A 24,551-nucleotide genomic window follows, 5' to 3' on the forward strand; every position below is an offset into this window, starting at 1 on the left:
CTCCAAATGTTTGTTTTATAATTTATTTTGTTATTTCATAACAAGCGAATTAGCAATATCCATCGGTATTACATTGCATACCTTCAAATGAATTTGTTTTATCCTTTTCAATTTCTTTATCAATGACCCTTTCTAGTGTTTCTTTACTAGCAAGCCCTTGAATGACTTCATCTCCAATCATGACAGTTGGAACAGCCATAATATTCGCTTCATCATATGCGTGTTGAATTGCTTCTTGATGCTTTTCTTTATATTTACGAGTTACTAAAGCATCTTTAAATTCCGCCTCAGGAAGTCCTACTTCTACCGCTAATTTTGTTAACACATCAATATCTTCAATGTTTTGCTCTTCTTGGAAAAATGCTGTGAATACGCGGTGATGATACTCATTACCTAGTCCACGTTCTTTCGCAAATTGACATCCTTCGAAAGCTAAATGTGTATATGGATGTGGTGAAACACGTGGCAAGCGCATATCAATTCCTAACTTCTTCGCTGTCGGAAGAATGAAAGCATCCCATGAACCTAATTTTTCTGGTTCATTCCATGGATCTATTTTTGAATATGGACTTGGACGTAATTCAAATGGCATCCATTCAATCTCTACATCTTTCTCTTTCGCTACCTCATCTAATGGACCTTTTGCTAAAAAACAAAACGGACATATAAAATCTGAGTATACTTTCATTTTTACAGTCATAACTTTTACACCTTACCTTATCGTTGTAATCAAATTAGTTACATTAATGATAAAAAAATATAAATATTATTTAAACATTCATTTTTTCTTGCAAAGTTTCAAACAACTGCCCCATCGTAATATTTCTCAAAACTTCTTCCATCGCGGATTGTGCTTGAATTAAAATAATTTCTAACACCGCTTGAATATTCGCCCCAATTGGACAATCTGGATTCGGTTGCTCGTGAATATGAAATAGCTTGTCTTCTTCGACTACGTTCACTGCATGATACACATCTAACAATGTGATTTCATGTAAATCCTTTAGTAATCCCGCGCCACCCGGTCCACGATTTACGTAAACAAAGCCAGCTTGTTTCAAGTACGACATCATTTTACGAATGACTACCGGATTCGTATTTACACTTTCAGCCATATAGTCTGAAGTACAAAGTGAAGATGGATTGTTTTTCAAAATAGATAAAATATGAACAGCTATGGAAAAGCGGCTACTAATTTTCATCGTAATCACCACCTCGATGTAATCATTATAGTTACAACTAAAAAATAAGTCAATCCTTTTCATAGATTTTTTATAAGCAAATTAAAAAGTGCCCCATTATGATATATGAGACACCCCTTTTTATTCTGCAAATAGCGCTTGAAATTCTTCAATAAATAGCTGTACAGCGATTGAAGAATCCTTTAATGAAGGAACAGCTAAAGCAATTTCTCTCCATACTTGCGGTTCCAATTCTCTCGTTTGCACATTCTGTGGTAAATTCGTTAAAGATAATTCAGCTAATATTGCAATGCCTAATCCTTCTTGAATCATATTTAAAGCTGTAGTAACGGTAGAAATTACATACTCAGCCCGAAGTGGTACGTTGGCTTGTTTAAACATATCAATGATGGGTGGTTCGTATCCGCCCTTACATAATATGATCGGTTCATTCTCCAAATCACGAATTGTAATAGAGTCCTTCTTACAAAGAGGATGATCCTCTCTTAAGATAGCAACCATTTTCCCCTTCGTTAATGGAACAATCTCCATATCTTTATTAGGCAAAATAACAATTCCTATATCAATAACCCTCGATACTAACCAATCTTCAACTTCTTTAATCGTTCCTTCACAAAGAACTACTTCTAAGTTCGGATACTTCTCCTTAAAAAGGTTTATCATTTTGGGTAAGAAATGTGCAGAAGCACTCGGAAAACTACCAATTCGAATCGTCCCAACTTCGTGTCCTTTCTCCATCGCAACTTCTTGTTCAATCTTCTCTACACCGTTCAAAATCTCTCTAATATGTACAAGAATCCTGTTTCCTACATCCGTAACGAGGAGGCCTTTTCGTTTATCACGTATAAGAATAGTAACTCCTAACTCTGACTCAATACTTGAAATCGCATGACTAACAGCTGGCTGCGTCATATTTAATACCCTGGCAGCTTTCGTAAAACTACCTAACTCAACAGTTTTTATTAATACTTGCAGTTGTGTAATGGTCATAACTAATCACTTATACTCCTCATAAAAAAGATTCATTTTATTTATTACAGTCGATATCATATCATAGTGAAATGAATAACAACAAGGAGGTCTTTCAGTGACACAGCTTTCTCGAACTAAGACGGCCATAATCCTTACCTTTCTCGTTTTCATGTGGGGAATCAATTGGCCTTTATCAAAGTTTGCCCTGCATTATACACCACCTGTTTTATTCGCAGGCGTTCGAACTTTAATTGGAGGATTTATTTTACTCCTGTTCGCATTACCGAAATACAAAGAGTTACATTTAAAAGAAACGTGGCATTTATACGTTATTTCTTCTTTACTTAACATCATTATATTTTACGGATTACAAACTGTCGGCCTTCAATATATGCCTGCTGGGTTATTTTCCGCCATTGTATTTCTACAACCAGTTTTACTCGGTATTTTCTCGTGGATATGGCTTGAAGAATCAATGTACGGCTTGAAAATTTTCGGGCTTGTTCTCGGATTTATTGGTGTAGGCGTTATTAGCTCAAGCAGTTTAACAGGACATATTTCTGTTATTGGAATCCTTCTCGCGTTAGGATGCGCTATTGGCTGGGCACTTGGCACAGTATTCATTAAGAAGACTGGTCACCGTGTTAATGCCATTTGGATGGTAACACTTCAGCTTATTATTGGTGGCCTTTGCTTAATTGGATTTGGTTCAGAGTTTGAAAGCTGGTCTAGTATCGCTTGGAGTATGCCATTTGTTAGCGTACTTCTCTTTATTTCATTCTTTGTTATTGCAATGGGGTGGCTTGCATACTTCACACTTGTTGGAGCTGGTGAAGCAAGTAAAGTTGGGGCTTATACCTTCCTCATTCCACTAATAGCTATTATTGTAAGTTCAATTTTCTTACATGAGGCTATTACCATTAGCTTATTCATCGGACTATTATTTATTGTTGTGAGTATTTGTTTTGTAAATATGAAACCGAAAACACTTGCTGTAAGGCAGCAAGTTGAAATGAAATAAACGTAAGAAAGAGCCTACTGTTTGTATGCTCTTTCTTACGTCTTACTTTTTACGACGTACTACAAGAACACACGCACTTACCGACGATACAATCGCTAAAATAGATAAGACAATTGCTATCGTTGTCATATTACTTGTACTCTCATTTTTTTCAATACTAGACACTTCACCATGTTCTCCTGTTAATGACGTACCTTTTGCAATTGTAGTAAGTGAATGCGGTTTTTCAGCTTTTTCATCACCTGTCCATTCAACAATTTCTCCGTCTTTATATTGTTGATATGCGTCCCAAGCTATTTTTTGCTCTTTATCCGGATTTTTAGCGACGAAAGTAAATCGCTGGAACTGGCCGGTTAAAATCCCTTCTCCTGTCGCTTCCCATACTACAGTTTTAACTTTTCCGGCTGTATCTTTTTGCTCCTCAACTTTCCATCCTGGGACTGGTTCATACTGTTGGAACTCTACTCCAGACGGTATTTTCAGTGTAACTTTCGTCGTTGCTTCATTTTTTTCAACTGGTACTTTTATCGTATAAGTCTCCCAAGAACCAATATCAGAAGTTGCTGGTTTTACAGTGACGTGCGCACTAACAGGTAACGAAAAAATTCCCATTGCAATAATTGTTGCGATCATTGTTGTTCCTAATTTTTTTATACGTTTCATTTTCTATTAGCTCCTTTTCATACATAGCTTCTTTTTATCTGCCACCGACAATAAATTTAAAATCTGTATCGAAACTATCAAGAGATTTTGTTAATCCATGAACATGTATATTCCAGTTTCCTGTCATGTTAATATACATACCTTCTGCTTCATATTCTCCCGGTGAAACTACTGAAACTTTAAATGAACCTTTTCCCATGTTCATATCTAATGATTGAGTCGTCAATATCATTTGTTCCATATCAGTAATAGGCTGTCCCTTTTCATCCTTTAGTGTAATATGGAATTTATTTTGTCCTACCTTATTCGGACTTACATTTAGCGTAAGTTCATATCCATTATCTAATTGCTTACTCTCTGTAAAAGGTCCAGTAGGAGGCATCGGTGGTGTTTGTACGTTTGTCATAAAAGCTACGATGACGAAAATGATAATTCCAATGATAAACTCTACTTTCACCGTAGCTCCTAATCCTTGCTGCGCTCGCATTCTACCTTTCATATAATGAATAATTCCCAATATCCCCATGAAAATGAATAAAAGTATCTTTGTTAATAAAGCCAATCCATACTTCGTATCAAATAACGAGTGGATTGTTGGAATAAAAAATGTACTGTTAAAAAGGCCTGTTATTAAAATCACGATGACAGCACCTGTTGCCCACGGTGAAAAACGCTTAATTATATCCCAATACATATGCCACTTGTTATCCTCATTACGTAAAAGAAGAATAATAGATGATAAACCACCAGCCCATAATGAAGCTGCGAATAAATGTAGAAAATCCATAACGACAGCAATGTCTTTAAACTTTAAACCATATGCGTGACTATTAAATGCTTTCATAACAAGTAACCCTATAAATAATAGTATTGGAATACTCCATACTTTAAACGACGAAAACTTCTCATGCTTCACCGCAAAATACGTAACAATTATAAGCGTACTAATGAGAACCATTTGAGTGATCCATATATAACCAAAAACAGAAAGCTGTAATGTTTCTTTTAATAGTAAAGGGTTGAATGCTTCTAGCCACGAAACATCGGCATTTATTTTCGCTTGCAATGGTAGGTTGAATAACAAGCTAATAAATATCCCAAATAAGGAGATCCATATTATGTTCTTACTCCTTGATCGAACCGAGGTTGCATTCCCTTTATACATAATAAGATTAAAGAGGAGAACTCCTAAAAATAGCGAGAAACTCGTATATAGAATCCCACGTTCCATAATCATATCGATTTGCGGGACATACCCCATCTCTTCCACTTGTATATCGTCTGTTTCCGCTTCCGCTAATCCAATCCGAAACGGGATAACTCCTTGAATTGGATGTCCATCAGCTGAAATCACTTTCCACTGAATGGAGTAAAGACCATTTTTGAGATTGTCTTTTAATCCAGCTTCTAATAGCTTTTTATTTTTTTTATCAATATGAGCATCTTTTAAATCGACTCTTTTACCTGATGTATCTCTCACGTACAATGTATTAAAACTTGAAACTTGTATGTCTTCATCGAATTCGATTTTTACAACAGATGGTGCTTTCTTCAATGTTTCATTTTCAGTAGGGTTTGATTTCACAACGTACGCATGAGCAAATGCACTTTGCGGTATCAATATGATAAGCACACACACAAGTAATAGCCATATCCCTAATCTTCTCATTACTTTCACACTCATTTCACTTCTCTCTTCCTCATTGCTCTATTTTCATTACTTTAACTTCCAAAGTTTGATTCTCCGTAGAAATATTAACCTGGTTAAATATAAATTTCTATAAAGTATAACTCTTTATTTCTCTTCCACCTCCAAACTTTCAATATAATAGTAACTATAACGATAGATACAACTTACATTTTTAAAGTCGATTGTTATTATATCATAAAATATATTTATGTAAGTTATCAAAGAAGAAAAGTTATCGTGAATCATTTGTGAAGAAAATGTGAAATACATAAATAAAAAGGTATTACGTTATTACGTAACACCTTTTAAAAAATGTCCCTCTTCTATTTCTCTTCCGGATAATCACAATACTCGATAATCGTTCCTTCAGTATCCGCTGGGTTAAGATAAATTAATCTTCTGCCGTGTTTATTAATTCGAAGTGTATGCTCTAACGTTCGAATGCCTTGTTCTTTTAACTCTTCTAGAGCCACATCTAAATCATCGACACGATACGCAACGTGATGAACACCTTTACCTTTTTGTTTAATAAAACGGGCAATTGGAGATGTCGTATTATTCGTCGGTGCAAGTAATTCAATTCTATCTCCATCCACTTCAAGAATGGCTACTTCGCTTTCCACACCAGGAGCTTCACTTACGTAACGATCTATTAAAGTTCCTAGTAACACATTTTCATAAAAACGTATCGTACTATCTATATCTCGAACTGCGATGCCGATATGATCAATTGTTTTTTTCATTTTATTTCCCCTACTACTTTATTTTTTCTATCCTTATCAATAGTAACAAAAAAAGTTATAGAAACAAGTTCTATAACTTTTTTATTTAACCTATTTTCTTATTCGCACTAGCTGGTTGAACTTGATTTTTTGCTTTTACAACACTAATGCCATATCCGATAAATCCACCGATAATCGCTGGGAAGATCCAGCCTAATCCTACTTCCTGCATCGGAAGGAATTTAGTGAACACTTGGCTTACTACTTCAATGTTAACTCCAGCTGCACTTAATCCATCGAATAAGCTGATGATAAATGTTACGATTAAGCTCACTTGATAAACTTCAGCTCTTCCTTTGAATAATGAATGGAAGAATGTTAAGAAAATCAATACGATTGCTAGTGGATAAATTGCTGTTAATACTGGAACAGAAACTGCGATTAACTGTGTTAATCCTACGTTTGCAACAATTGCACTAAATACACATAGTGTGATTGCAATTGCTTTGTAAGGAACATTTGGGAATAACTTATGGAAGAATGAAGAACATGCTGATACAAGTCCCACACTAGTTGTTAAACAAGCTACTGTAATCATTAATCCTAATAATACTCCGCCATATGATCCGAAATAGTAGTTAGAAACTTTCGCTAATACTTCTCCGCCGTTTTCTAAATGTCCAAGCTTTGCAACACTTGAAGCACCCATATAAGAAAGAGCTGTATAGATAATTGCTAAAATAGATGCTGCAATTATTGTCGCTTTTGCACAAACGACCATAATTTGTGTTTTCGTTTTCGCACCTTTTTCTTTAATAGCATTGATAATGATAATCCCGAATACGAATGATGCAAGCGTATCCATCGTTAAGTATCCTTCTTGGAATCCTTTAAAGAATGCATGTGATGTATAAGCTTCCACTGGTGCTTGCATATCTCCAATCGGATGTATAAAAGCAACGATTACTAAAATACCGATGAAAGTCAACTTAATTGGCGTTAAGATTTTTCCAACAATATCGACAATTTTCGCGGGATTTAGCGAAAAAAAACAAGTGATACTAAAGAATATAATTGTGAAAAGAATTAAAGGTGTAGAACCTACTCCTTCTGGCATAAACGGCTTAAGACCAATTTCATAAGAAACATTTCCTGTTCTAGGTATTGCAAATAACGGACCGATTGCTAAGTATAAAACTGTTGTAAACACAATCCCGAACACTGGGTGAGCGCGACTTGCTAATGACTGTAAATCATCTTTACCTGAAAAACCAAATGCTAGTACACCTAGTAATGGTAATCCAACACCAGTTACTAAAAATCCAGCGTTAGCAATCCATACATTCTCTCCTGCTGATTGACCAAGCATCGCTGGGAAAATTAAATTTCCTGCTCCAAAAAATAGTGCAAATAACATTAATCCAATAACTACTATGAACGAAAACGGTACTTTATTCGCCATAATATAACCCCCATTCAAATTTCCTTATCTCATTTTCCAATTTTAACTAATTGAATTTTCTGAATATTTAATTTAAGTATCAACTATTCTTGAACTCATTATAGTTTGCTATATAATATTTTGCAATACTATTTTCGAACTTTTCTTTTATTTTATAAATATACATTTTTTAACATGAAAAATAGACTGAAAAACCAACACGGTCATCCATGTTGGTTTTTCGATTTACTATCATAAATTAAAATTTCGCTGCTACTTTTTTAACGTTTTCTAGACCTTCTTCAACAATTTGTTGTGAACGATCTGGATATTGATTGTGCCCTTCAATTACAACTGTCTCTGGATTTGTAATTCCCCAGAATCCAAGTACAGTTGTTACGTAATTAACTGCCATTTCCATAGGAGCCATTTGCTCTGAAGAGTAATCTGAACCACGAGCACCTAACACAACTACTTTTTTACCACCAACTAAACCTTCTGGGCCATTTGCTGTATATTTAAACGTTTTTCCAGCTTGAGATAAGTATGAAATATATGTGATTAATGGTGCTGGTACTGTAAAGTTCCATAATGGGAATGCAAATACAACCTTATCAGCTTCTAAAAACTGATTTAAATATTGATCTACTGTAGCAACTGCCTTCTCTTCTTCAGCTGTTAACTCCATGCCTTGGCTACGTTTATATCCACCTGAAATCGCGATATTTCCGTAATAAGGAAGATCTAATGCAAATAAATCTAATTCCGTAATTTCTGTATTTGGATTTGCTTCTTTATAAGTACTTACAAATGTTTCATACATTTTTGAACTAACTGCTTGCTCCGCTGGACGATCGTTTGCTTTTACAAATAATACTTTTGACATTTTTTTATTCCCCTCTACATTCGTATTTTCTTCTTTTTTACCAAATAATGAGCTAAATAGTCCCATTTTCTTCACCTAATCTTTCTTTTCATATTCATTATTCATCATCATAAAAATTCTTATTCTAAGAAAAAGTTCCAATAGATACCTTAAGTTAAGCTATCAAAACTTTTTGTTATTTAATTACCTTATGTAAGTGATTGTAATATAGTCACTTACTTTAGTCAAGTAACTTTTAATAAAAAATAAAATCTCAATTTAAAAATATTAACTAAAATACAATTGAACACCAAATACATCTTTATTACTTGTATAATAAACTTAGAGAGGAAAATTCATATATAGAAAGGATTTATTCATGAGCACTATAGAAAAGATTCAAACTTTTATTATTCTTTTTGCTGTTACATGCGGCATCGTACTCGGACAATTTAATATGATACATACGTATTCAGACCAGTTTATTGTCCCCTTCTTATTTTTCATGCTATATGGATTATTCCTCAGCATCCCATTAAAAGAAATAAAAAACGGATTTCGTAATTTAAAATTTGCTGGAACAAGTCTTACTATTAACTTCTTATGGACACCTTTACTCGCTTGGGGATTAGGAGCACTATTTCTTTCAGATCATCCAGCACTTTGGGTTGGATTTATAATGTTAATGGTTACTCCATGCACAGATTGGTACTTAATCTTTACTGAAATAGCGAAAGGAAATGTAGCACTTTCTACTGCAATTTTACCTGTAAATTTAATTTTGCAAGTACTACTCCTTCCAATTTATTTATTTTTATTTGCTGGTGTCATGAAAACTGTAGCGGTTTCTGTTTTAGTAGAAAGTATTGTTATCGTAATCGTCTTACCATTTATACTTGCACACGCTACAAAATTCATTATGAATAAAATGAAAAAAGCTGAAACTCTCGAGAATAAACTCATTCCGTTTTTCAGCTCTGCTCAAATTGTATTTTTAAGTTTAGCAATAGTAGCGATGTTTGCATCACAAGGTAAATATTTACTTCAAAATATGAATGTCGTTTTATTATTACTCGTTCCTGTTCTATTGTTCTTCATCATTAATTTCTTACTAGGACAATTTATCGGGCGCATCATGCATTTATCTTACAAAGATACAGTAAGTCTAAGCTTAACAACGTTAGCAAGAAACTCACCTGTTGCACTCGCTATCGCTGTAACAGCTTTTCCAGACGAGCCTCTTATCGCACTTGCACTCGTTATTGGACCGTTGATTGAGTTACCGGTACTAGCTTTTGTTTCACAAGTTTTGTTGCTTATTAAGAAAAAACGGCAATACGCATAATAAAAAACGTCCCATTTTGGGACGTTTTTTATTATGGAAAGATTACATACAACACTTATTTCTTATTTATCAATACAAATGAAATTACCGAAACTACAAACTTAATAATACCAATTATAAAATGATCGGCTCAAAAAATTTTATATGTTATAGAGAATTAACTTTTCGTTACATTAACAGATCCTTTCTAATTAAAAATGATAGGAAACGTAAATATAACGAAAGCTGCCCAAAGTCCGTATATTGGCAAATACTTCGTAACGGCATCTTGGATAGCTTTTGGTCCTGATTTATTTTGCAAGAAACGCATATAGGCAAACATAATCCAAATGAGATTTGCCCAAATCACTATGTTTACTCCTAAAACAGCAAGTCTATTAGGTGTAATCCCGTAAGAAGAAAGTCTAAATACTATGGCTGACAATGCGACAGTGTCAATAATAAGCGCCAGAACAATTAAGGGAAAATTTATATAATCTGAAATATTCTTTTTCTCGTCCGAGTCACTTTCAACGATAGAAAATATAGTAACAGCCAATACAACAAGGAGGATTCCGTTGAAGGCCATTAGGAAATTGCGATCCAAGAACGGATTTTTCCCGACCCAAATTACCGTTATAAGATAGATAAGCAACGTGATCAGGACGAGAGGACTAAAAATTTTAGATATGTATGGTGTAATATTTTTAGCAAGCTTAAGATTCATTGATACTAAGTATGCAGCCACAATAGCGAGAGCCGCTGCTCCAAATAAAACAACATTACTAAAATAGAATTCTCCTATATCTAAGTCAACAAAGCTAAATAAACGCATGGTGAATACTGCTAGTATCATTCCGCTCACTGCCATGCTGGCGTAGAGAAGACAATATTCTAAATTAAATTTTATATAGGCTAATCTTGTACTGCCTTTTGAATATTCATTTCCTGTAAACGCAAGCCCTACTAAGACCCATAAAAATATAGGAAGATGTAAATAAGCAAGAATGGTACTGTCTTTATAATTTAATGGCAACGTATTAAGATACATCCCGGAAATTAGGAACAACGCTGCAAGGGAATAAATAATACTTTTTTTGGGAGTATTATTGTAAACAAAATAAGCAGCAATAAAGGGAATTACACCAAAAGCCAAGTTAATTGGAGCAATTGCTTCCTGTTCGACAAAGTGGAAAATGACCCTGGTGCTTATGCCGGCCAGAATAGCTAAAAGGCCCATGAATAAGAAACCTTTTTGAAACAAAGATGTTTTTTCTTTATTTACTTTCTCCTTGAAATGCAACCTTTCATACCAAGCACCTAGAACCTGAGAATCAGGGTTTTGGTCCCATGCTTGTGAGAATGCTTTTTTAAAAGCTTTCGGATCTTTTCTATACATCTTCTCCAACTCATGGGGGTTATCCATATTTTTAACAATCAAATTGTTAATGTTCATAGTTATACCTCCTCTAATTTTAAAAATAAGGTTGTTACCTTTTAACAAAAGCACCTCACTCATTTATTATGATTTTGATTTTAATACAAAATTTATCGTTTTACAATAAAAAATTATTATTTAAAGGATTTTTTTTATCGTTAAATTTTAAATAAAAGAATAACAAAAGAGCATGACAGTTTTATGTCATGCTCTTTTAACAAATTAATTCTCAAATACAAAATTAATCTTATTATCTTTCCACTCTAATTTCGCATCAAACGTTTTCTCGCCCTTTTTAAAGCCTTTAATTAAATCAGTCTTTTCACCTTTTAAGAGCTTTGTCATATTCTTTTGCGAAATTGTTTTACTTAATATCTTCTTTGAAATGGTGAAATCACATTGCGTTGTATTATAGTTAGAACAACCGTAAAACGTTGACTTATCAATTACATCACCATCACATTTTTTACAGCTACCAACCTTTTTACCCGTTGTAAATTTCGATCCTTTCCGTTCAATCGATTCAACATGTAGTCCCGTGAAATCCCACTTCTCAGACATTTCCACTGCGTCTTCAATAATTTTAGCTGATAGCTTTTTCGTCTGTTCCATAAATGTAGCTGGTGAAGCTGTACCTTCACCAATTTCCGCAAGACGTTGTTCCCATTTCGCAGTCATTTCCGGTGAAGCTAGTATTTTATCACCAATTGCGGTAATTAATACTTTTCCTTTATCAGTCGCATACACTTGGTTTTTCTTTACATCTATATACTTACGGTCTTTCAGCATCGTAATAATACCTGCGCGAGTCGCTTCCGTACCTAAACCTTCTGTTTTCTTTAATACTTTCTCCAGCTCTTCATTCTCTAAATACTTACCAGCTGTTTTCATTAACGTAATAAGTTGTCCTTCTGTATAGCGCTTCGGTGGCTGTGTTTTTCCTTCTTTCACTTTCACCTTTACAACTTTTCCTTCTTCGCCTTCAGCTACAATTGGAAGAATGGTTTCGTCATCTTTATCGTCTTGGAAAATAACTTTACGCCAACCTTCTTGAATTTGCTGTTTTCCTTTTGAAATGAATTCAGCACGTTCATCTACAAGCGTTACAATCGTTGTATAGTCAAAGATTGCAACTTCATAATGAGCTGCAATAAGCCTTCTTACGATCATATCGTATATTTTCTTTTCATCACCTGATAGTCTGCTTGGGTTTGTAACTTGCTCTGTCGGAATAATTGCGTAGTGATCTGTTACTTTCTTTTCATTTACATAACGCTTGTTATTCATAATGGATTCAACCGGAGCCGGTAATAAGCCTTTATATTCATCAAACTGACTTAACTTCTGTAAAATATCAGGGAACGTCGCTGCTTCTCCTTGTGTAACATAGTTAGAATCTGAACGTGGATAAGAAACAATCCCTTTTTGATATAGTGCTTGCGTTATATCAAGCGTCTTTTTCGGTGAAAACTTAAAGGCTTTATTTGCCGTTGCTTGCAGTGATGATAAGTTAAATAAAAGCGGCGGCTGAAACTCTTTACGCTCCGTTTTCATTTCCTTCACAACAGCCGGTTTCCCTTGGCAAAATGCCGCAATTTTATTCGCCATATCAGGATCTTTTAAGCGGGATTCATTATCCTTTTCCCATTTTCCGTCATATTTCTTTCCTTCTATATTAAAGGTTGCAAACACTTCCCAGAAAGGCTCTGACTTAAAGTTTTCAATTTCTTTCTCTCGCTTTACAATCAATGCTAACGTTGGTGTTTGGACACGACCAGCAGAAAATACATCATTCATTCCTTTTTTCTTTAACAAAATACTAAAGACACGTGATGCATTCATACCAACAACCCAGTCAGCGCAAGATCTTGTGTATGCTTCGTAATACGTATTAATTGTATCTGATTCATCAAGTAGATTTTTAAATCCTTGGTAAATAGCTTGCTTCGTTAAAGATGAAATCCATAGACGTTTCATCGGCTTTTGCACGTTACAAAGATTAATAATATTTCGTACGATCAGTTCCCCTTCACGACCAGCATCTCCTGCGTGAATGATTTCTGTTACCTGTGGATTATGTAACAGCTGTTTCACAACGTTAAATTGCTTATACTTTGACTTTGTTACTTCAAATTGAAAACGTTCTGGAATCATCGGTAATGTATTAAGTGACCATTTTTTCCACTCTGCGTGATAATGCTCTGGATTACATAACTGCGTCAAATGACCAATTGCCCATGTACAGTACGCTCCATTTGGAAATAACTCATTCGCTTCTACCTCTAAATATCCATCTTTCCGGCGATATTTAAACTGTGAAACAAGAGCCAACCCTTGATCTGGTTTCTCGGCAATAATTAATTTCATTTTATAACTCCCTATCTGTATTCCAGTGTTACTTTCATTGTCTATATGTTTAGAAGCGATGATAAAACAACAATCTTATTTATCATTCGCGGTTTGTCTCGCAAATGGGAGACCTATAATATTATACGCTTATTCTTTATGGCTTCACAATAGAAACTCATAATATAACAATTTCTTTCACATGCTTATAATTAAAAAAGACGCCCTAACAAATCAAGCGTTCCTTTGCTTACATCTATGAAATTGTGCAGATAATATGCAGATATTAATAAGCATAAGTACCCTCCATATAAACATATGATGAAATGAACGATAGGACAAGGAGGTATCATAATGTTTGCTTATACGTTAACTACCTTAACACTTTGCTGTACCTCGATTCTTATTACATCCTATATTTCTAAACGTAAGGGTACCCTAATGGAGTATATGGTATTTATTATGTCTTTTAGTATGAGTATCGGTTTAAGTATTGGTTTTTACTTAGGCATTCTCTTTAAGGGGGAATTACTATATTCTACTTTGCTTGCTATTTTAATTAGTGGTTTTATCGGTTTCTTAATCGGTCTACGTTTTCACCTATATACTGCTTTAGAAGGAATGTTCTCTGGATTAATGGCAAGTATGATGGGAGCAATGATTACAGAAATGTTAAACGCTCAACAAGCTCATAATATATTGTTCATTAGCCTTTTACTTACTATAACGATTACTATGTCCTGTGTGATTCAATTGTTATCGGAGAACTTTTCTACTTTTATTCAACAGCGTTTTTTGTTATTACTTTCAATTAGTGTAGTAATTATCGTTGCCGTATTCGCGACATTCCCAGATCATACTCCCTCACCTTCATCCGGGCATGATCAACACATACATTAGTACTTGCAACAAAAATGAATAAGCAGCTATCCAAAGGATAACTGCTTCCTATTATTCTGGCTTATTAGGAATGTTTTGGTTTGGAACATAGTCAGATTTATAATCTGTATAGTTCACTTCCGTTACCATCCCTGCTGAAGCATGGTGTAAATCGTGACAATGGAACATCCACTTACCCGGATTGTCTGCTACAAAGGCTACTTCATATTCTTCACCCGGTTTTAAGTTCAATGTATCTTTTACAATTGGAGAACCTTCTATCGGTTTTCCATCTTTACTCAACACCTGGAAAAAGTGTCCGTGTAAATGCATTGGGTGATCATCCATTTTAGAACGATTTACCAACTTCACTTTTACTAAATCACCCTTTTTCACTTCAATTGGGTCAATATCCGGAAATACCTTTCCGTTAATTGTATATACCATTTCATTTCCATTCATTTGCGTATTTAAGTCCATATTATATGTGGCAGTATACTCTTGATTTAATGTGAAACTACCTAATTTTTTAGTACCATATTTCATTATATCTACTTTCGGTAATTTTTCTTTTTCGTTTGCTTTATCTTTCATCTCTTTGCTGCCATCATACTCAATAACAGCTTTCATTCCTTTTGCACCTTTATTTTTTGAATGGTCTTCAACATACCATTTCCCAGGATTATTAGCAGTAAATTCAATATCATAACGTTCACCCGGTGCGATTGAAATTACTTTATCCTTTATAACTTTTGGATCGTTTATTGGTTGACCATCTGTCGCAATTACTTTTATATCATGGCCATGAACATGTATATCATGTGATAGATAACCAGCATTGACGAGTCTAAGACGAACGTTATCTCCCTTATTCACTTTTAATGGCGCTACTAAATCACCGCTTTTTCCATTGATTGTGAATAAATCGTACATACTCATATCATGACCTTCCATCTTCATATTTCCATGGTCCATTCCTTCCATATTACTAGAGTCTTTTTTATCACTGCCCATGTTCATATCAGAATGATCCATGCCGTTCTTATCATCATTCTTTTCCCCATTTTCATTACCTTTAGATTTATTACCTATTTGCCCTTTTGTCATTTCTTTTAACTGCTTATTAATTTCTTCTTTATCTATAACCCATTCATCCAACATTAATGTGTAATCTTTATCATATTTTTCCTTTGTGTCTTCTACAATGAGCGCTCCATACAAACCTCTATCTAATTGATTTACAGAATCTTGATGCGAGTGATACCAGTACGTTCCTGGTACGTTCGCTTCAAATTCGTAAGTGAAACTTTTTCCTGGTTCAACTGCATCTTGTGTCACGCCTGGAATTCCATCCATGTTATTTGGGACAGGATATCCATGCCAATGAATAGATACTGGTGCAGATAATTCATTTTTTAATGTCACTTTCACCTTTTCACCTTTTTTCACCCGAATTTCTGAACCAGGAGATGAGCCATTAAATGTCCAGACTGGAACAATAACACCGTTACTTAATTTTTGCTTTTCTTCTTTCGCTATTAAAGTAACTTCTGGTCCTTTTTCAACCTTCAATGGTGTTGTAGCTGTTTCAGTCTGTAGTGTTTTTTTATCATTCATATTTTTATGATCATTTGTTGTATTTGTCGTCACAGAACAGGCAGCAATTAAAAATATTACAGAGACTGTAATGGCTGCTAATACAAATCGCTTCATGGAAAATCCCCCCTTTTTCTTTTTCAAAATCATTATAGAAGTTGATTTTCAAGAAAATAAGGAGATGTAATTAGATCTTACGTAAGCTAATTGGAAGATTACTAAAAGCGGAGACATTACAAGAGGCGAATATTTTAGAAATACAAAATGCTTTCCTTGTAGCGACTATATTAGCCGTTCTCGTATTTGTTTTGACGTTATTTCTTAAGAAACAATAACACTGCTATTATTAAATAAGAAAAATGTAGCTAAAATGCTCTTCACAAAAGAACTTAGATTTTTGTATAATAAGAACTAATGTTCTTTACAGACAATGGACTCAAATTACACAAATATATCAAATAGAAGAGGATTGATATACGATGAAAATTGATAGACCAAAAATTTCACCAGAGTTATCTTCAAAGAATTTTCAAGATATTTTTTATGAAGAAGATCCAACATTAGAAGTGTGTGAAATTATAGACTCCACTTTCGAAAATGAATCTGTAGATAGAGTGCGATTGTATGATGCAGTGATAAAGAATTGTAAATTCACTAATACAGACTTTAGCAATATTGATATTACAGATGTTTGTTTTGAAAACTGCGATTTATCAAATGTTAATTTAAGCAATTCTTCTGTTCATAGAGTCGAATTTAAAAACAGTAAATTAATCGGGGTTAATTTTGCAGAATCTAGCTTAGGAAATGTTAAATTTGAGAATTCAATTTTGAATTTAGCGGCATTTGGAAATTCTAAACTAGAAAAAATTATATTTAATGAAACTTCATTAAATAATGCAGATTTTTTTGACTGTAAACTTAAAAAAGTTGAATTCCAATTATGTAGTCTTGATGAAGCTAATTTTGATCAGACATCACTGAAGGGGATAGATATTAGTTCTTCTACCTTTGATACACTTACAGTTTCAGTGAACGATTTAAGAGGATGTAAAGTATCAACATATCAAGCTGTTCAGTTTGCTACTTTATTAGGATTAATAATTAAAGATTAGTATTTCGAAGAAAAGAACCCTATCCCGAATCATGGTTTTTTTAATTGTCCACGATTCGAGATAAAGTTCAAATAAATTAGTGATGACTCTTTTATTATTTAACTACAGCTTGGTTTCCTTTTATATGTTCATTATTTACACTCATAAATTCTTCAATTTCTTCAACTTCTCTAATGATATCTTTTGACAAGTTTTCATACCCGTCTTTCGTTACAAGAATGTCATCTTCAATACGAATTCCAATTGATTCTTCTTCAATATAAAGACCAGGTTCAATTGTTATAACCATACCTTCTTCTAACATTCTATCTTTATATGTTCCTACATCATGTGTATCTAAACCAAGGAAATGGCTGACACCATGATAATAGTATTTTGATAACTCTTCATCTTCTTGAATTAAACCAATTGCTTTACACTCTTCTGCCAGTACCTTTTTTGTATGCTCATTTAATGCAGCGAACTTTAATCCCGGCTTAATAATCTCTGTTGTTTCTTTTAATGCTTTTAATACAATATTATAAATTTGTTTTTGACGACTAGAGAATATTCCATTTGCCGGGAATGTATAACTAATATCAGCGTTATAGTAGTCTTTTTGAGCACCTAAATCTAGCAATACTAAATCACCATTTTGAATTTGTGCATCATTATCTTCATAATGAAGAACTGTAGCATTTTTACCACTTGCCAAAATTGTATTGAACGCATGATGCTTAATGCCAGATGATTTCAGTGTAAAATCAAATTGAGCTTCTAATTCATACTCCATCATGTCTGCTTTTGCATGCTTAAGTACGTTGTAAATACCGTCTTTCGTTATAGCAATCGCTTCTTTAATAATTTCAATTTCTTCCTCGGTTTTAAAAACTCGTAATTCACAAATGTTCGGATATACATTACCAATTGTTACGTGTGGATATTTTTCTCTTACATGTTTAGCAAATGCTAATGTTTTTGTCTCCGTACCATTCCACTCGCGACGTTCTATATCTAAATATAGATGCTTCGCATTTTCTGTAAAGAGTATATTTGATACTGCTTTTTCAAAGCTATCTAAATATAAAACTTTCTTTATACCTGAAATTCCCTCTGCTTCTTCGCTAGAAACTGTCTTCCCAACCCATTTTTCCATTACTGGATCTGATTTTTCAATGAAAAGTGTCTCTTCTACACTATTCCCAAACTTTTTCAGCATAAAAATAACATTTGGTTCATCGATTCCCGTTAAGTAGTAAAAATTACGATTCGGTACAAATTTATAATGTGCATCAGCTGACATATGCGGTGCTTGTCCCCCAAATAAAATCGTAACGGATTCATCAGGTAATGTTTTCGTTAGTCTTTCTCTATTTTGAGCAAAAAATGTTGATTTCATAATAATCCCCCTAGTGTTCTATGTATGCTTGTGAAACTAATCATCAATACAATTCATTCTATTATTGTTATAATTTTTCGTCAATTAATTATACTCATAGCGAAAGGAGAATTTTCATTACTAGGGCCCCTTCCACGCTAAATTATGCATACCACTCCACAATTTCTTGATATTTATTCCATATACTTAAAATCTCATGTATAGGAAAGGGGTCTACAAATTTGAAACATTATGTAGCAACAGGTTTAGCAATTACTTCTTTATTAATAATTTCTGGATGTTCTAGCAACTTCGAAACAGCACCAGTGAAGAACGAAACGGCGCAATCTCAACCAAAAAATACAGAAACAGCAAATACGAGTCCGCAAGACTTCTATAAAGAAATTACATCTGGAAAAATCGAGCACATTCACGGAATTGGTTATGCAGGAAATATGTCTGGTATTTCTATCGCCACTCATAGCGGGATAAAAGTTTATCAAAATGGAAAATGGTTTGAAACTAAGACTGAGCTACATGATTATATGGGATTTCAGGCAACGAAGAACGGATTCTTTGCCAGCGGTCACCCTGAACCAGGTGCAAATTAAAAAAATCCTTTAGGATTATTGAAAAGTTCTGATGGCGGTAATACCCTTGAAAAGCTAGCGTTTTATGGAGAATCCGATTTTCATAACCTTGCTGTCGGATATAATACGGAAGCAATTTATTTATACAACGAACGTCCTAATTCTGAATTACAACAAGGTTTTTATTTCAGTACGAACAACGGACAAGAATGGAAAAATAGTAAGTTAAAAGGTCTTTCAAGTACGATTCATTCCTTTTCAGTACATCCGAATCAATCTAGTGTAGTCGCGGTAAGTGCTAAAGACGGTGTTTACTTATCTACAGATTACGGAAATACATTTGAACTATTCTCTAAATCACTTGAATCGACCGCAATTACATTAAGTAATGAAGATGTTATTTACGCCCCTATTAATAAGCAAATCGTAACGAAGAAATCAATTGCTACAAATGAAGAAACAAACATACAAATTCCACCTTTAGATTCTAAAGATGCAATTATGTATATTTCACAAAACCCTCAAAATTCAGCTGAAATCGTATTTGCTACAATGAAATCAAATGTGTTCATCTCTACAGATGAGGGTAATACGTGGAAGCAGATTGCTAATGAAGGAACATTCCAATTTAAGTAGAAGGGTGAATATAACGTGTTTTCAACAATAAGTGAATGGAGCTATCAACTCATGTCTCCTTTAATGGATGCCGCGAATACTACGAAATCTGTACCTCTTTTATTTTCGTTTTTATTAGGCATAGTAGGTACCCTTGCTCCTTGCCAATTAACAGGAAACATTAGTGCTATTACACTTTATAGCACTCAATCTTTACAAAAGGGACATGTATGGAAACATCTACTGTTATTCATTTTAGGAAAAATAATGGCTTTTACGATACTTGGACTATTAGTATGGTTTTTAGGAAAAGAGATTCAGCAAATATTAACTTTGTATTTCCCATGGTTACGAAAAATGATGGGACCCCTATTAATTTTAATGGGGTTAATGTTGGCAGGTATTATAAAAGCAAGAAACTTCTTCTCAATCAAATTTATACGAGAACAAAATGAAGTTGGCTCATTTTTACTTGGATTCTTCTTTTCCTTAGCTTTTTGTCCGACTATGTTCGTTCTATTTTTTGGAACGTTAATCCCTTTATCTTTATCATATAATTATGGTTACTTGTTTCCAACGTTCTTTTCGATAGGAACTGCTCTTCCTATCGTCGTATTAATGTCCTTCATCTCCTATCTGGGATTAAACGGGGCATTACTGAAGAAGAGCAGGAAAATAGGAAATAGCATTCAGCGTATAGCTGGTTTTCTCCTTATTTTAATCGGATTTTATGATACTGCTCTTTATTGGTAATACATACAAAAGATAAGCTCTAGTGAAATGAGCTTATCTTTTGTAATATTATATTCATTTTTTCTTTTGCTGTAGTTGAGCTAATAAATTCTTAACAAACGCGAGAAACAGCGGGTCATTCTCTTTTTTAGGTGACCATTGCATAATAAGTTGTCGTGGAATTGTAATTTCTATCGGCTGTACAATGAAGTCATGAATAATTTGCTTATGTAGTCCTGATAACGGAACGATTGTTATACCATTAACTTGTATAGTAAGTGCTAATGCTGAACTAATTGATTCTGACTCCATCACTTTATTAACTGTTATTTCATTTTTCATCAAATACGGTTCGAGCACTTCTTTGCAACCAGAAAGCGGCATAATAAAAGGATAATTTTTTATATCATTAATAGTAAGGTTAGGCGGAACTTTTTTTGAAGAAACCATAACATACGGATCTTCACCAATGACATCATAATGAAATCCTTGTATTAAATTTTCTTTTATAGAAATAGAAAAATCTGCACTACCTGATGATAGCCAATCTAACACTTCTTGATAGCTTCCTTCTCGAACTGCAAGTACATATTGACTATGATAAATATTCCCTAGTTGAATACACTCCGCCAAACAATATACAGTAACGGAAGGATACGTAGCTAGTACAATTTTATACAAGCTTTTATTCTTCAACTGGAAAGCTGTTTCCTCAAGTTTTTCATACTCCATTAGAAGTCGATTCACACCAACTAAAAATTCTTTGCCATTTTCAGTTAGAATCGTTCCTTGTCTAGAGCGATCAAATAACGTTATAGCATATCGTTTCTCTAATTTGTTAATAATATGTGTTATTGCTGGCTGTGTCATATGTAATTCCTTTGCTGCCAGACTAATACTATTTAAACGAGCCACATATGTAAAGACTTTAAAATCAAAAACATTCATTCTGTTCTCCTTATATAAAATATATTTATATCATCTATAAATAACCTTCATTATATTTATGAAACCACTTCATTTACACTGAGTATACATCATCAATATTACAAATAGATGAAACTTATATACCCTAGAGGAGTGTTGATTAAATGAGTACTTACATTTTAGTACATGGAGCATGGCAAGGTGAATGGGCATGGGAATTAGTAAAACCTCAACTAGAGGCTTTAGGTCACACTGTTATTACACTAGACTTACCTGGAAGTGGGAAAGATACAACTCCTTCACAAAATATAACGTTAGATTCCTATGTTGATGCAGTAACAGCTAATATAAATCAACAAAATGAAAAGGTTATTCTTGTTGGACATAGTATGGGTGGAATCGTTATTACTCAAACTGCTGAACTTATACCAAATAAAATCGATAAATTAGTATATCTTTGTGCTTTCTTACCACGAAATGGAGAAAGTCTTGGTAGTAAATTAGACGGAGAAGATGGCCCGCAATTCACTATAAATGAAAATGACTTGACTGCTGAACTTATACCTAATCTAATTGAACAAACATTTTTAAATGCTACAGAAGACGGTTCTATTAAAGAAGCATCTTTTAATCAAATGCGTCCTCAACCACTAGGACCCTTCCAACAAGAGCTGAAAATATCTGAAGAAAACTTTGGAGCCATAGATCGCATTTATATTGAAACGACTCTAGATAGGGCGATTCCAATTGATTTTCAGCGCCGAATGAATACAGAAACAGCTTGCAAGAAAATTATTACTTTAGAAGCTGATCATTCCCCATTTTTCTCTAAAGCATCAGAACTTGTTCATTACTTAAATGAATTAAACTAAATTTTTCATAAAATAAATAGACACTCACAGGTGTCTATTTATTTTACTAATTAAAAGCTATCTTTACTCTATCTACATTGCCATGCCCTTTTGCTTCATCTCCCACTTTTTATACAGTAGTACTGCACCAAATAAAAATACTCCCGCGACAAATGAAGCTACTGGTAACATCTTTATCATTCCATCTGGAAATACGAGCGGCAATAATGGAAATGCATACACTGCTGGAATACGTACACCAACAATTTTTAATAAAATAAGCATTAATATCATATTTAATAAAGTGACTACAATCCATGAATCAATCGCAAAGTACAATATTGTTCCAACAGTTGCAGATGTAGTTAATACTACTATTTGTTTAAAAGCCATTTTTTCATTGTACATCGGCTTTTGAAGTGATTCATATACAACAACTAATATTGGTGGAATAACTGCTAATTGTTCATAACCAGTTATCCAACATAAACTAATCCATACGAAATTTAGTATGAGAAATACAGTCATATATTTATACTGTATTTGCACTTTTCGCTTAATACCGTTATTCAATTTAAATATAAGAACACCAACCATTAAAATAAATGTTAAAGCGAATACCGCGATAACAAATGACCATTCCGTCGCATTTGTTACTAATGGTAATAAACCTGTCGCAATAGATGGTGCTAAATTGGATTGAATTACACGTAAAAAAAGCATCATGAATACAAGCGTTAAACTTACTTTCCCTAAATAAGCAATATCCATTTGATTCACCATAAAACCAATCACAGCTGTTATTGAAGGTGCAATGAAGATTTTTTCTGGTTGCCTTAACCATCCTGGCTCACGATACGCCCATAAAGCAATTGCCATCGCTGCTATTTCCGGCAGAATAACTTCCGGATCATTTAATAACACACCCGCTGTTACCATGGCTAAAATAAATAAAATAGCAATCGTATATGAGATGATTGTTTCTTTCTTTGAAATTACTGCATTCATTATTACATACTCCTTTGTGCTCATTTCTTTCATAATGTAAAACAACAAATTTTATACCCTACTACGGTATTGTATATTAACATCTTTTCTATTTCAAGTATCATTAAGTTATTCACATCCTTTTTCACTCCATACCCTTACAAAAAAGAAATTTTTATAGACGTTGACACTTAATGAAAGATAGGTTACAATAACTATACATTAGTAAGTAACTAATGTAATTAATTATAACTAGAGGTGAAAACAAATGCAAAACATTTTATTCCGTATTAATGAATTATCAAAAAAAGAAAGAACATCTGGATTAACAGTTGATGAAAAACAAGAACAACAAATGTTACGTCAAAACTATACAGAAACATTTCGTGGAAGCCTAGATTCCATTTTATTAAATACAAAAATTGTTGATTCGAATGGTCTTAACGTTACACCAGTTGCATTACAAGATGCTCAAATACGTTTAAAATTAAGCAAATGAGTTCCGCGCTAAAGAATTTCAATAAAACATAAACAGAGCTGGATTTCCTATATAGAAATTCCAGCTCTGTTTATTGTCTTTTCTAATTTAGTAAACGAGCGATACATCGCAATTCTCCACGACACAATCATCGCAAATGCTAGTAAGAAAAACATGCCGCTTAACTCTGCCAAATCAATTGATTGGCTTAAATATGACTTTAATGCCACGCGTACAGCTAATAAGCCTACTAAAATGAATATGAATGCTTTTGACGGTTTCATAAATATATGTTCGCCTTTTATTTCGAACTTAGTTGTTTTAATAAGAAAAATAGAGAAAATAATCCCTATACTAATTGCCTCGACTATTTCTAACGATGTTAATCGAAAATCTGGTAAAAAGTACATCATCGTGCCTGTACTCATAAAAATTGGTGGTAATATAATTTTCTTTTTCGTTACCGGCTTTTTCGCTGCTTTAAAACGTAGAAACATTACCCCAACAGCCATACAAACCGCTATGACACTTGATAAAAGTGCTATCATACTTTCCACTCCTATCTATTTAAATGACTTTTTTAGCAAAATCATAAACCAATAAGTAACTACATGCCGCATTATAGAATTTCTTCATTATATTCCTCCTGCTGTAAACTTTCCATATTCGCTGCAATCATTTTACGCAAAGTTTATGAACGGAATATGAACAAAAAAGCCATTCTGCAATTAATAATTGCA

The 24,551-nt window shown here is 33.7% G+C and carries 22 protein-coding genes and 1 pseudogene; 8 read left to right on the top strand and 15 right to left on the bottom strand.

Going from position 1 to position 24,551, the window contains the following annotated elements:
- Positions 1-49 precede the first annotated feature (49 nt).
- The 3 genes from ACS2FK_RS15515 to ACS2FK_RS15525 form a co-directional block, all read right to left on the bottom strand.
- Positions 50-700 (bottom strand): DsbA family oxidoreductase, encoded by a 651-nt coding sequence (locus ACS2FK_RS15515; RefSeq protein ID WP_000216673.1) that lies wholly within the window; start codon positions 698-700, stop codon positions 50-52.
- A gap of 70 nt (positions 701-770) precedes the next feature.
- A complete protein-coding gene (locus tag ACS2FK_RS15520) occupies positions 771-1,202 on the bottom strand; it encodes an Rrf2 family transcriptional regulator (protein ID WP_042515328.1) in 432 nt (143 codons plus the stop codon).
- A gap of 120 nt (positions 1,203-1,322) precedes the next feature.
- Positions 1,323-2,192 carry a LysR family transcriptional regulator gene (locus tag ACS2FK_RS15525; RefSeq protein ID WP_063547073.1) on the bottom strand — a complete coding sequence of 290 codons (870 nt, stop codon included), beginning with the start codon at positions 2,190-2,192 and terminating at the stop codon, positions 1,323-1,325.
- Between the two features lie 97 nt (positions 2,193-2,289).
- Between ACS2FK_RS15525 and ACS2FK_RS15530 the strand changes: the two genes are divergently transcribed.
- Positions 2,290-3,195, top strand: a complete 906-nt coding sequence (locus ACS2FK_RS15530) for a DMT family transporter (RefSeq protein ID WP_023521703.1) — start codon at positions 2,290-2,292, stop codon at positions 3,193-3,195.
- 42 nt (positions 3,196-3,237) lie between these two features.
- Here the strand turns inward: ACS2FK_RS15530 and ACS2FK_RS15535 are convergent, their stop codons facing one another.
- From ACS2FK_RS15535 to ACS2FK_RS15555, 5 genes are all read right to left on the bottom strand, one after another.
- Positions 3,238-3,858 carry a YcnI family copper-binding membrane protein gene (locus tag ACS2FK_RS15535; RefSeq protein ID WP_000821382.1) on the bottom strand — a complete coding sequence of 207 codons (621 nt, stop codon included), beginning with the start codon at positions 3,856-3,858 and terminating at the stop codon, positions 3,238-3,240.
- Positions 3,859-3,892: 34 nt separating this feature from the next.
- Complete coding sequence (locus ACS2FK_RS15540; RefSeq protein WP_063547072.1) at positions 3,893-5,542, bottom strand: copper resistance CopC/CopD family protein; 1,650 nt, start codon at positions 5,540-5,542, stop codon at positions 3,893-3,895.
- A 329-nt stretch (positions 5,543-5,871) separates the two neighbouring features.
- Entirely contained in the window at positions 5,872-6,291 is a 420-nt protein-coding gene (locus ACS2FK_RS15545) for a VOC family protein (RefSeq protein WP_000750850.1), read from the bottom strand.
- A gap of 85 nt (positions 6,292-6,376) precedes the next feature.
- Positions 6,377-7,732 (bottom strand): branched-chain amino acid transport system II carrier protein, encoded by a 1,356-nt coding sequence (gene brnQ / locus ACS2FK_RS15550; RefSeq protein WP_001284784.1) that lies wholly within the window; start codon positions 7,730-7,732, stop codon positions 6,377-6,379.
- 238 nt (positions 7,733-7,970) lie between these two features.
- On the bottom strand, positions 7,971-8,663 hold the full coding sequence (locus tag ACS2FK_RS15555) for an FMN-dependent NADH-azoreductase (RefSeq protein WP_000522528.1): 693 nt from the start codon (positions 8,661-8,663) through the stop codon (positions 7,971-7,973).
- Positions 8,664-8,955: 292 nt separating this feature from the next.
- Here ACS2FK_RS15555 and ACS2FK_RS15560 point away from each other — a divergent pair, with 292 nt between their 5' ends.
- Positions 8,956-9,921, top strand: coding sequence for an arsenic resistance protein (locus ACS2FK_RS15560; protein WP_000103823.1), 966 nt, complete (start codon positions 8,956-8,958; stop codon positions 9,919-9,921).
- A 187-nt stretch (positions 9,922-10,108) separates the two neighbouring features.
- Here ACS2FK_RS15560 and ACS2FK_RS15565 read toward each other — a convergent pair whose 3' ends face one another.
- Together ACS2FK_RS15565 and topB are read right to left on the bottom strand one after the other, a co-directional pair.
- On the bottom strand, positions 10,109-11,356 hold the full coding sequence (locus tag ACS2FK_RS15565) for a DUF4153 domain-containing protein (protein ID WP_063547071.1): 1,248 nt from the start codon (positions 11,354-11,356) through the stop codon (positions 10,109-10,111).
- A gap of 204 nt (positions 11,357-11,560) precedes the next feature.
- Positions 11,561-13,705: a DNA topoisomerase III gene (gene topB / locus ACS2FK_RS15570; RefSeq protein ID WP_000766771.1), complete on the bottom strand. Its 2,145-nt coding sequence runs from the start codon at positions 13,703-13,705 to the stop codon at positions 11,561-11,563.
- Positions 13,706-14,038: 333 nt separating this feature from the next.
- Between topB and ACS2FK_RS15575 the strand changes: the two genes are divergently transcribed.
- Positions 14,039-14,584 carry a hypothetical protein gene (locus tag ACS2FK_RS15575; protein ID WP_000458538.1) on the top strand — a complete coding sequence of 182 codons (546 nt, stop codon included), beginning with the start codon at positions 14,039-14,041 and terminating at the stop codon, positions 14,582-14,584.
- 51 nt (positions 14,585-14,635) lie between these two features.
- Here ACS2FK_RS15575 and ACS2FK_RS15580 read toward each other — a convergent pair whose 3' ends face one another.
- Entirely contained in the window at positions 14,636-16,276 is a 1,641-nt protein-coding gene (locus tag ACS2FK_RS15580) for a multicopper oxidase family protein (RefSeq protein WP_063547070.1), read from the bottom strand.
- Positions 16,277-16,638: 362 nt separating this feature from the next.
- Here ACS2FK_RS15580 and ACS2FK_RS15585 point away from each other — a divergent pair, with 362 nt between their 5' ends.
- Positions 16,639-17,274 (top strand): pentapeptide repeat-containing protein, encoded by a 636-nt coding sequence (locus tag ACS2FK_RS15585; protein WP_000687268.1) that lies wholly within the window; start codon positions 16,639-16,641, stop codon positions 17,272-17,274.
- A gap of 94 nt (positions 17,275-17,368) precedes the next feature.
- On the opposite strand, the gene ACS2FK_RS15590 is transcribed toward ACS2FK_RS15585, so the two are convergent.
- Positions 17,369-18,652, bottom strand: coding sequence for an aminopeptidase P family protein (locus tag ACS2FK_RS15590; RefSeq protein ID WP_063547069.1), 1,284 nt, complete (start codon positions 18,650-18,652; stop codon positions 17,369-17,371).
- 221 nt (positions 18,653-18,873) lie between these two features.
- On the opposite strand from ACS2FK_RS15590, the pseudogene ACS2FK_RS15595 reads away from it, so the two are divergent.
- Positions 18,874-19,857, top strand: a pseudogene (locus ACS2FK_RS15595) (F510_1955 family glycosylhydrolase).
- A 15-nt stretch (positions 19,858-19,872) separates the two neighbouring features.
- Positions 19,873-20,589 carry an urease accessory protein UreH domain-containing protein gene (locus ACS2FK_RS15600; RefSeq protein ID WP_222592260.1) on the top strand — a complete coding sequence of 239 codons (717 nt, stop codon included), beginning with the start codon at positions 19,873-19,875 and terminating at the stop codon, positions 20,587-20,589.
- Positions 20,590-20,643: 54 nt separating this feature from the next.
- Here the strand turns inward: ACS2FK_RS15600 and ACS2FK_RS15605 are convergent, their stop codons facing one another.
- Complete coding sequence (locus tag ACS2FK_RS15605) at positions 20,644-21,516, bottom strand: LysR family transcriptional regulator (protein ID WP_063547067.1); 873 nt, start codon at positions 21,514-21,516, stop codon at positions 20,644-20,646.
- Between the two features lie 143 nt (positions 21,517-21,659).
- Here ACS2FK_RS15605 and ACS2FK_RS15610 point away from each other — a divergent pair, with 143 nt between their 5' ends.
- A complete protein-coding gene (locus tag ACS2FK_RS15610) occupies positions 21,660-22,367 on the top strand; it encodes an alpha/beta fold hydrolase (RefSeq protein ID WP_023521695.1) in 708 nt (235 codons plus the stop codon).
- A gap of 72 nt (positions 22,368-22,439) precedes the next feature.
- On the opposite strand, the gene ACS2FK_RS15615 is transcribed toward ACS2FK_RS15610, so the two are convergent.
- The gene (locus ACS2FK_RS15615; protein ID WP_000994724.1) at positions 22,440-23,354 is read right to left on the bottom strand and encodes a membrane protein; all 915 of its coding nucleotides are present in this window, start codon (positions 23,352-23,354) and stop codon (positions 22,440-22,442) included.
- 247 nt (positions 23,355-23,601) lie between these two features.
- On the opposite strand from ACS2FK_RS15615, the gene ACS2FK_RS15620 reads away from it, so the two are divergent.
- On the top strand, positions 23,602-23,832 hold the full coding sequence (locus tag ACS2FK_RS15620; protein ID WP_001179618.1) for a DUF896 domain-containing protein: 231 nt from the start codon (positions 23,602-23,604) through the stop codon (positions 23,830-23,832).
- 47 nt (positions 23,833-23,879) lie between these two features.
- Here ACS2FK_RS15620 and ACS2FK_RS15625 read toward each other — a convergent pair whose 3' ends face one another.
- On the bottom strand, positions 23,880-24,359 hold the full coding sequence (locus ACS2FK_RS15625; protein WP_000561070.1) for a CcdC family protein: 480 nt from the start codon (positions 24,357-24,359) through the stop codon (positions 23,880-23,882).
- Positions 24,360-24,551 lie beyond the last annotated feature (192 nt).

The sequence above is a fragment of the Bacillus cereus group sp. BceL220 genome (assembly GCF_051776965.1).
GTDB classification, from domain to species: domain Bacteria; phylum Bacillota; class Bacilli; order Bacillales; family Bacillaceae_G; genus Bacillus_A; species Bacillus_A cereus.

Excerpts from the sequence above, each read along its gene's own strand:
- ACS2FK_RS15515 (WP_000216673.1), bottom strand. The coding sequence starts at position 700 with ATGACTGTAAAAATGAAAGTATACTCAGATTTTATATGTCCGTTTTGT.
- ACS2FK_RS15520 (WP_042515328.1), bottom strand. The coding sequence starts at position 1,202 with ATGAAAATTAGTAGCCGCTTTTCCATAGCTGTTCATATTTTATCTATT.
- ACS2FK_RS15525 (WP_063547073.1), bottom strand. The coding sequence starts at position 2,192 with ATGACCATTACACAACTGCAAGTATTAATAAAAACTGTTGAGTTAGGT.
- ACS2FK_RS15535 (WP_000821382.1), bottom strand. The coding sequence starts at position 3,858 with ATGAAACGTATAAAAAAATTAGGAACAACAATGATCGCAACAATTATT.
- ACS2FK_RS15540 (WP_063547072.1), bottom strand. The coding sequence starts at position 5,542 with ATGAGTGTGAAAGTAATGAGAAGATTAGGGATATGGCTATTACTTGTG.
- ACS2FK_RS15545 (WP_000750850.1), bottom strand. The coding sequence starts at position 6,291 with ATGAAAAAAACAATTGATCATATCGGCATCGCAGTTCGAGATATAGAT.
- brnQ (WP_001284784.1), bottom strand. The coding sequence starts at position 7,732 with ATGGCGAATAAAGTACCGTTTTCGTTCATAGTAGTTATTGGATTAATG.
- ACS2FK_RS15555 (WP_000522528.1), bottom strand. The coding sequence starts at position 8,663 with ATGGGACTATTTAGCTCATTATTTGGTAAAAAAGAAGAAAATACGAAT.
- ACS2FK_RS15560 (WP_000103823.1), top strand. The coding sequence starts at position 8,956 with ATGAGCACTATAGAAAAGATTCAAACTTTTATTATTCTTTTTGCTGTT.
- ACS2FK_RS15565 (WP_063547071.1), bottom strand. The coding sequence starts at position 11,356 with ATGAACATTAACAATTTGATTGTTAAAAATATGGATAACCCCCATGAG.
- topB (WP_000766771.1), bottom strand. The coding sequence starts at position 13,705 with ATGAAATTAATTATTGCCGAGAAACCAGATCAAGGGTTGGCTCTTGTT.
- ACS2FK_RS15575 (WP_000458538.1), top strand. The coding sequence starts at position 14,039 with ATGTTTGCTTATACGTTAACTACCTTAACACTTTGCTGTACCTCGATT.
- ACS2FK_RS15580 (WP_063547070.1), bottom strand. The coding sequence starts at position 16,276 with ATGAAGCGATTTGTATTAGCAGCCATTACAGTCTCTGTAATATTTTTA.
- ACS2FK_RS15585 (WP_000687268.1), top strand. The coding sequence starts at position 16,639 with ATGAAAATTGATAGACCAAAAATTTCACCAGAGTTATCTTCAAAGAAT.
- ACS2FK_RS15590 (WP_063547069.1), bottom strand. The coding sequence starts at position 18,652 with ATGAAATCAACATTTTTTGCTCAAAATAGAGAAAGACTAACGAAAACA.
- ACS2FK_RS15605 (WP_063547067.1), bottom strand. The coding sequence starts at position 21,516 with ATGAATGTTTTTGATTTTAAAGTCTTTACATATGTGGCTCGTTTAAAT.
- ACS2FK_RS15610 (WP_023521695.1), top strand. The coding sequence starts at position 21,660 with ATGAGTACTTACATTTTAGTACATGGAGCATGGCAAGGTGAATGGGCA.
- ACS2FK_RS15615 (WP_000994724.1), bottom strand. The coding sequence starts at position 23,354 with ATGAATGCAGTAATTTCAAAGAAAGAAACAATCATCTCATATACGATT.
- ACS2FK_RS15620 (WP_001179618.1), top strand. The coding sequence starts at position 23,602 with ATGCAAAACATTTTATTCCGTATTAATGAATTATCAAAAAAAGAAAGA.
- ACS2FK_RS15625 (WP_000561070.1), bottom strand. The coding sequence starts at position 24,359 with ATGATAGCACTTTTATCAAGTGTCATAGCGGTTTGTATGGCTGTTGGG.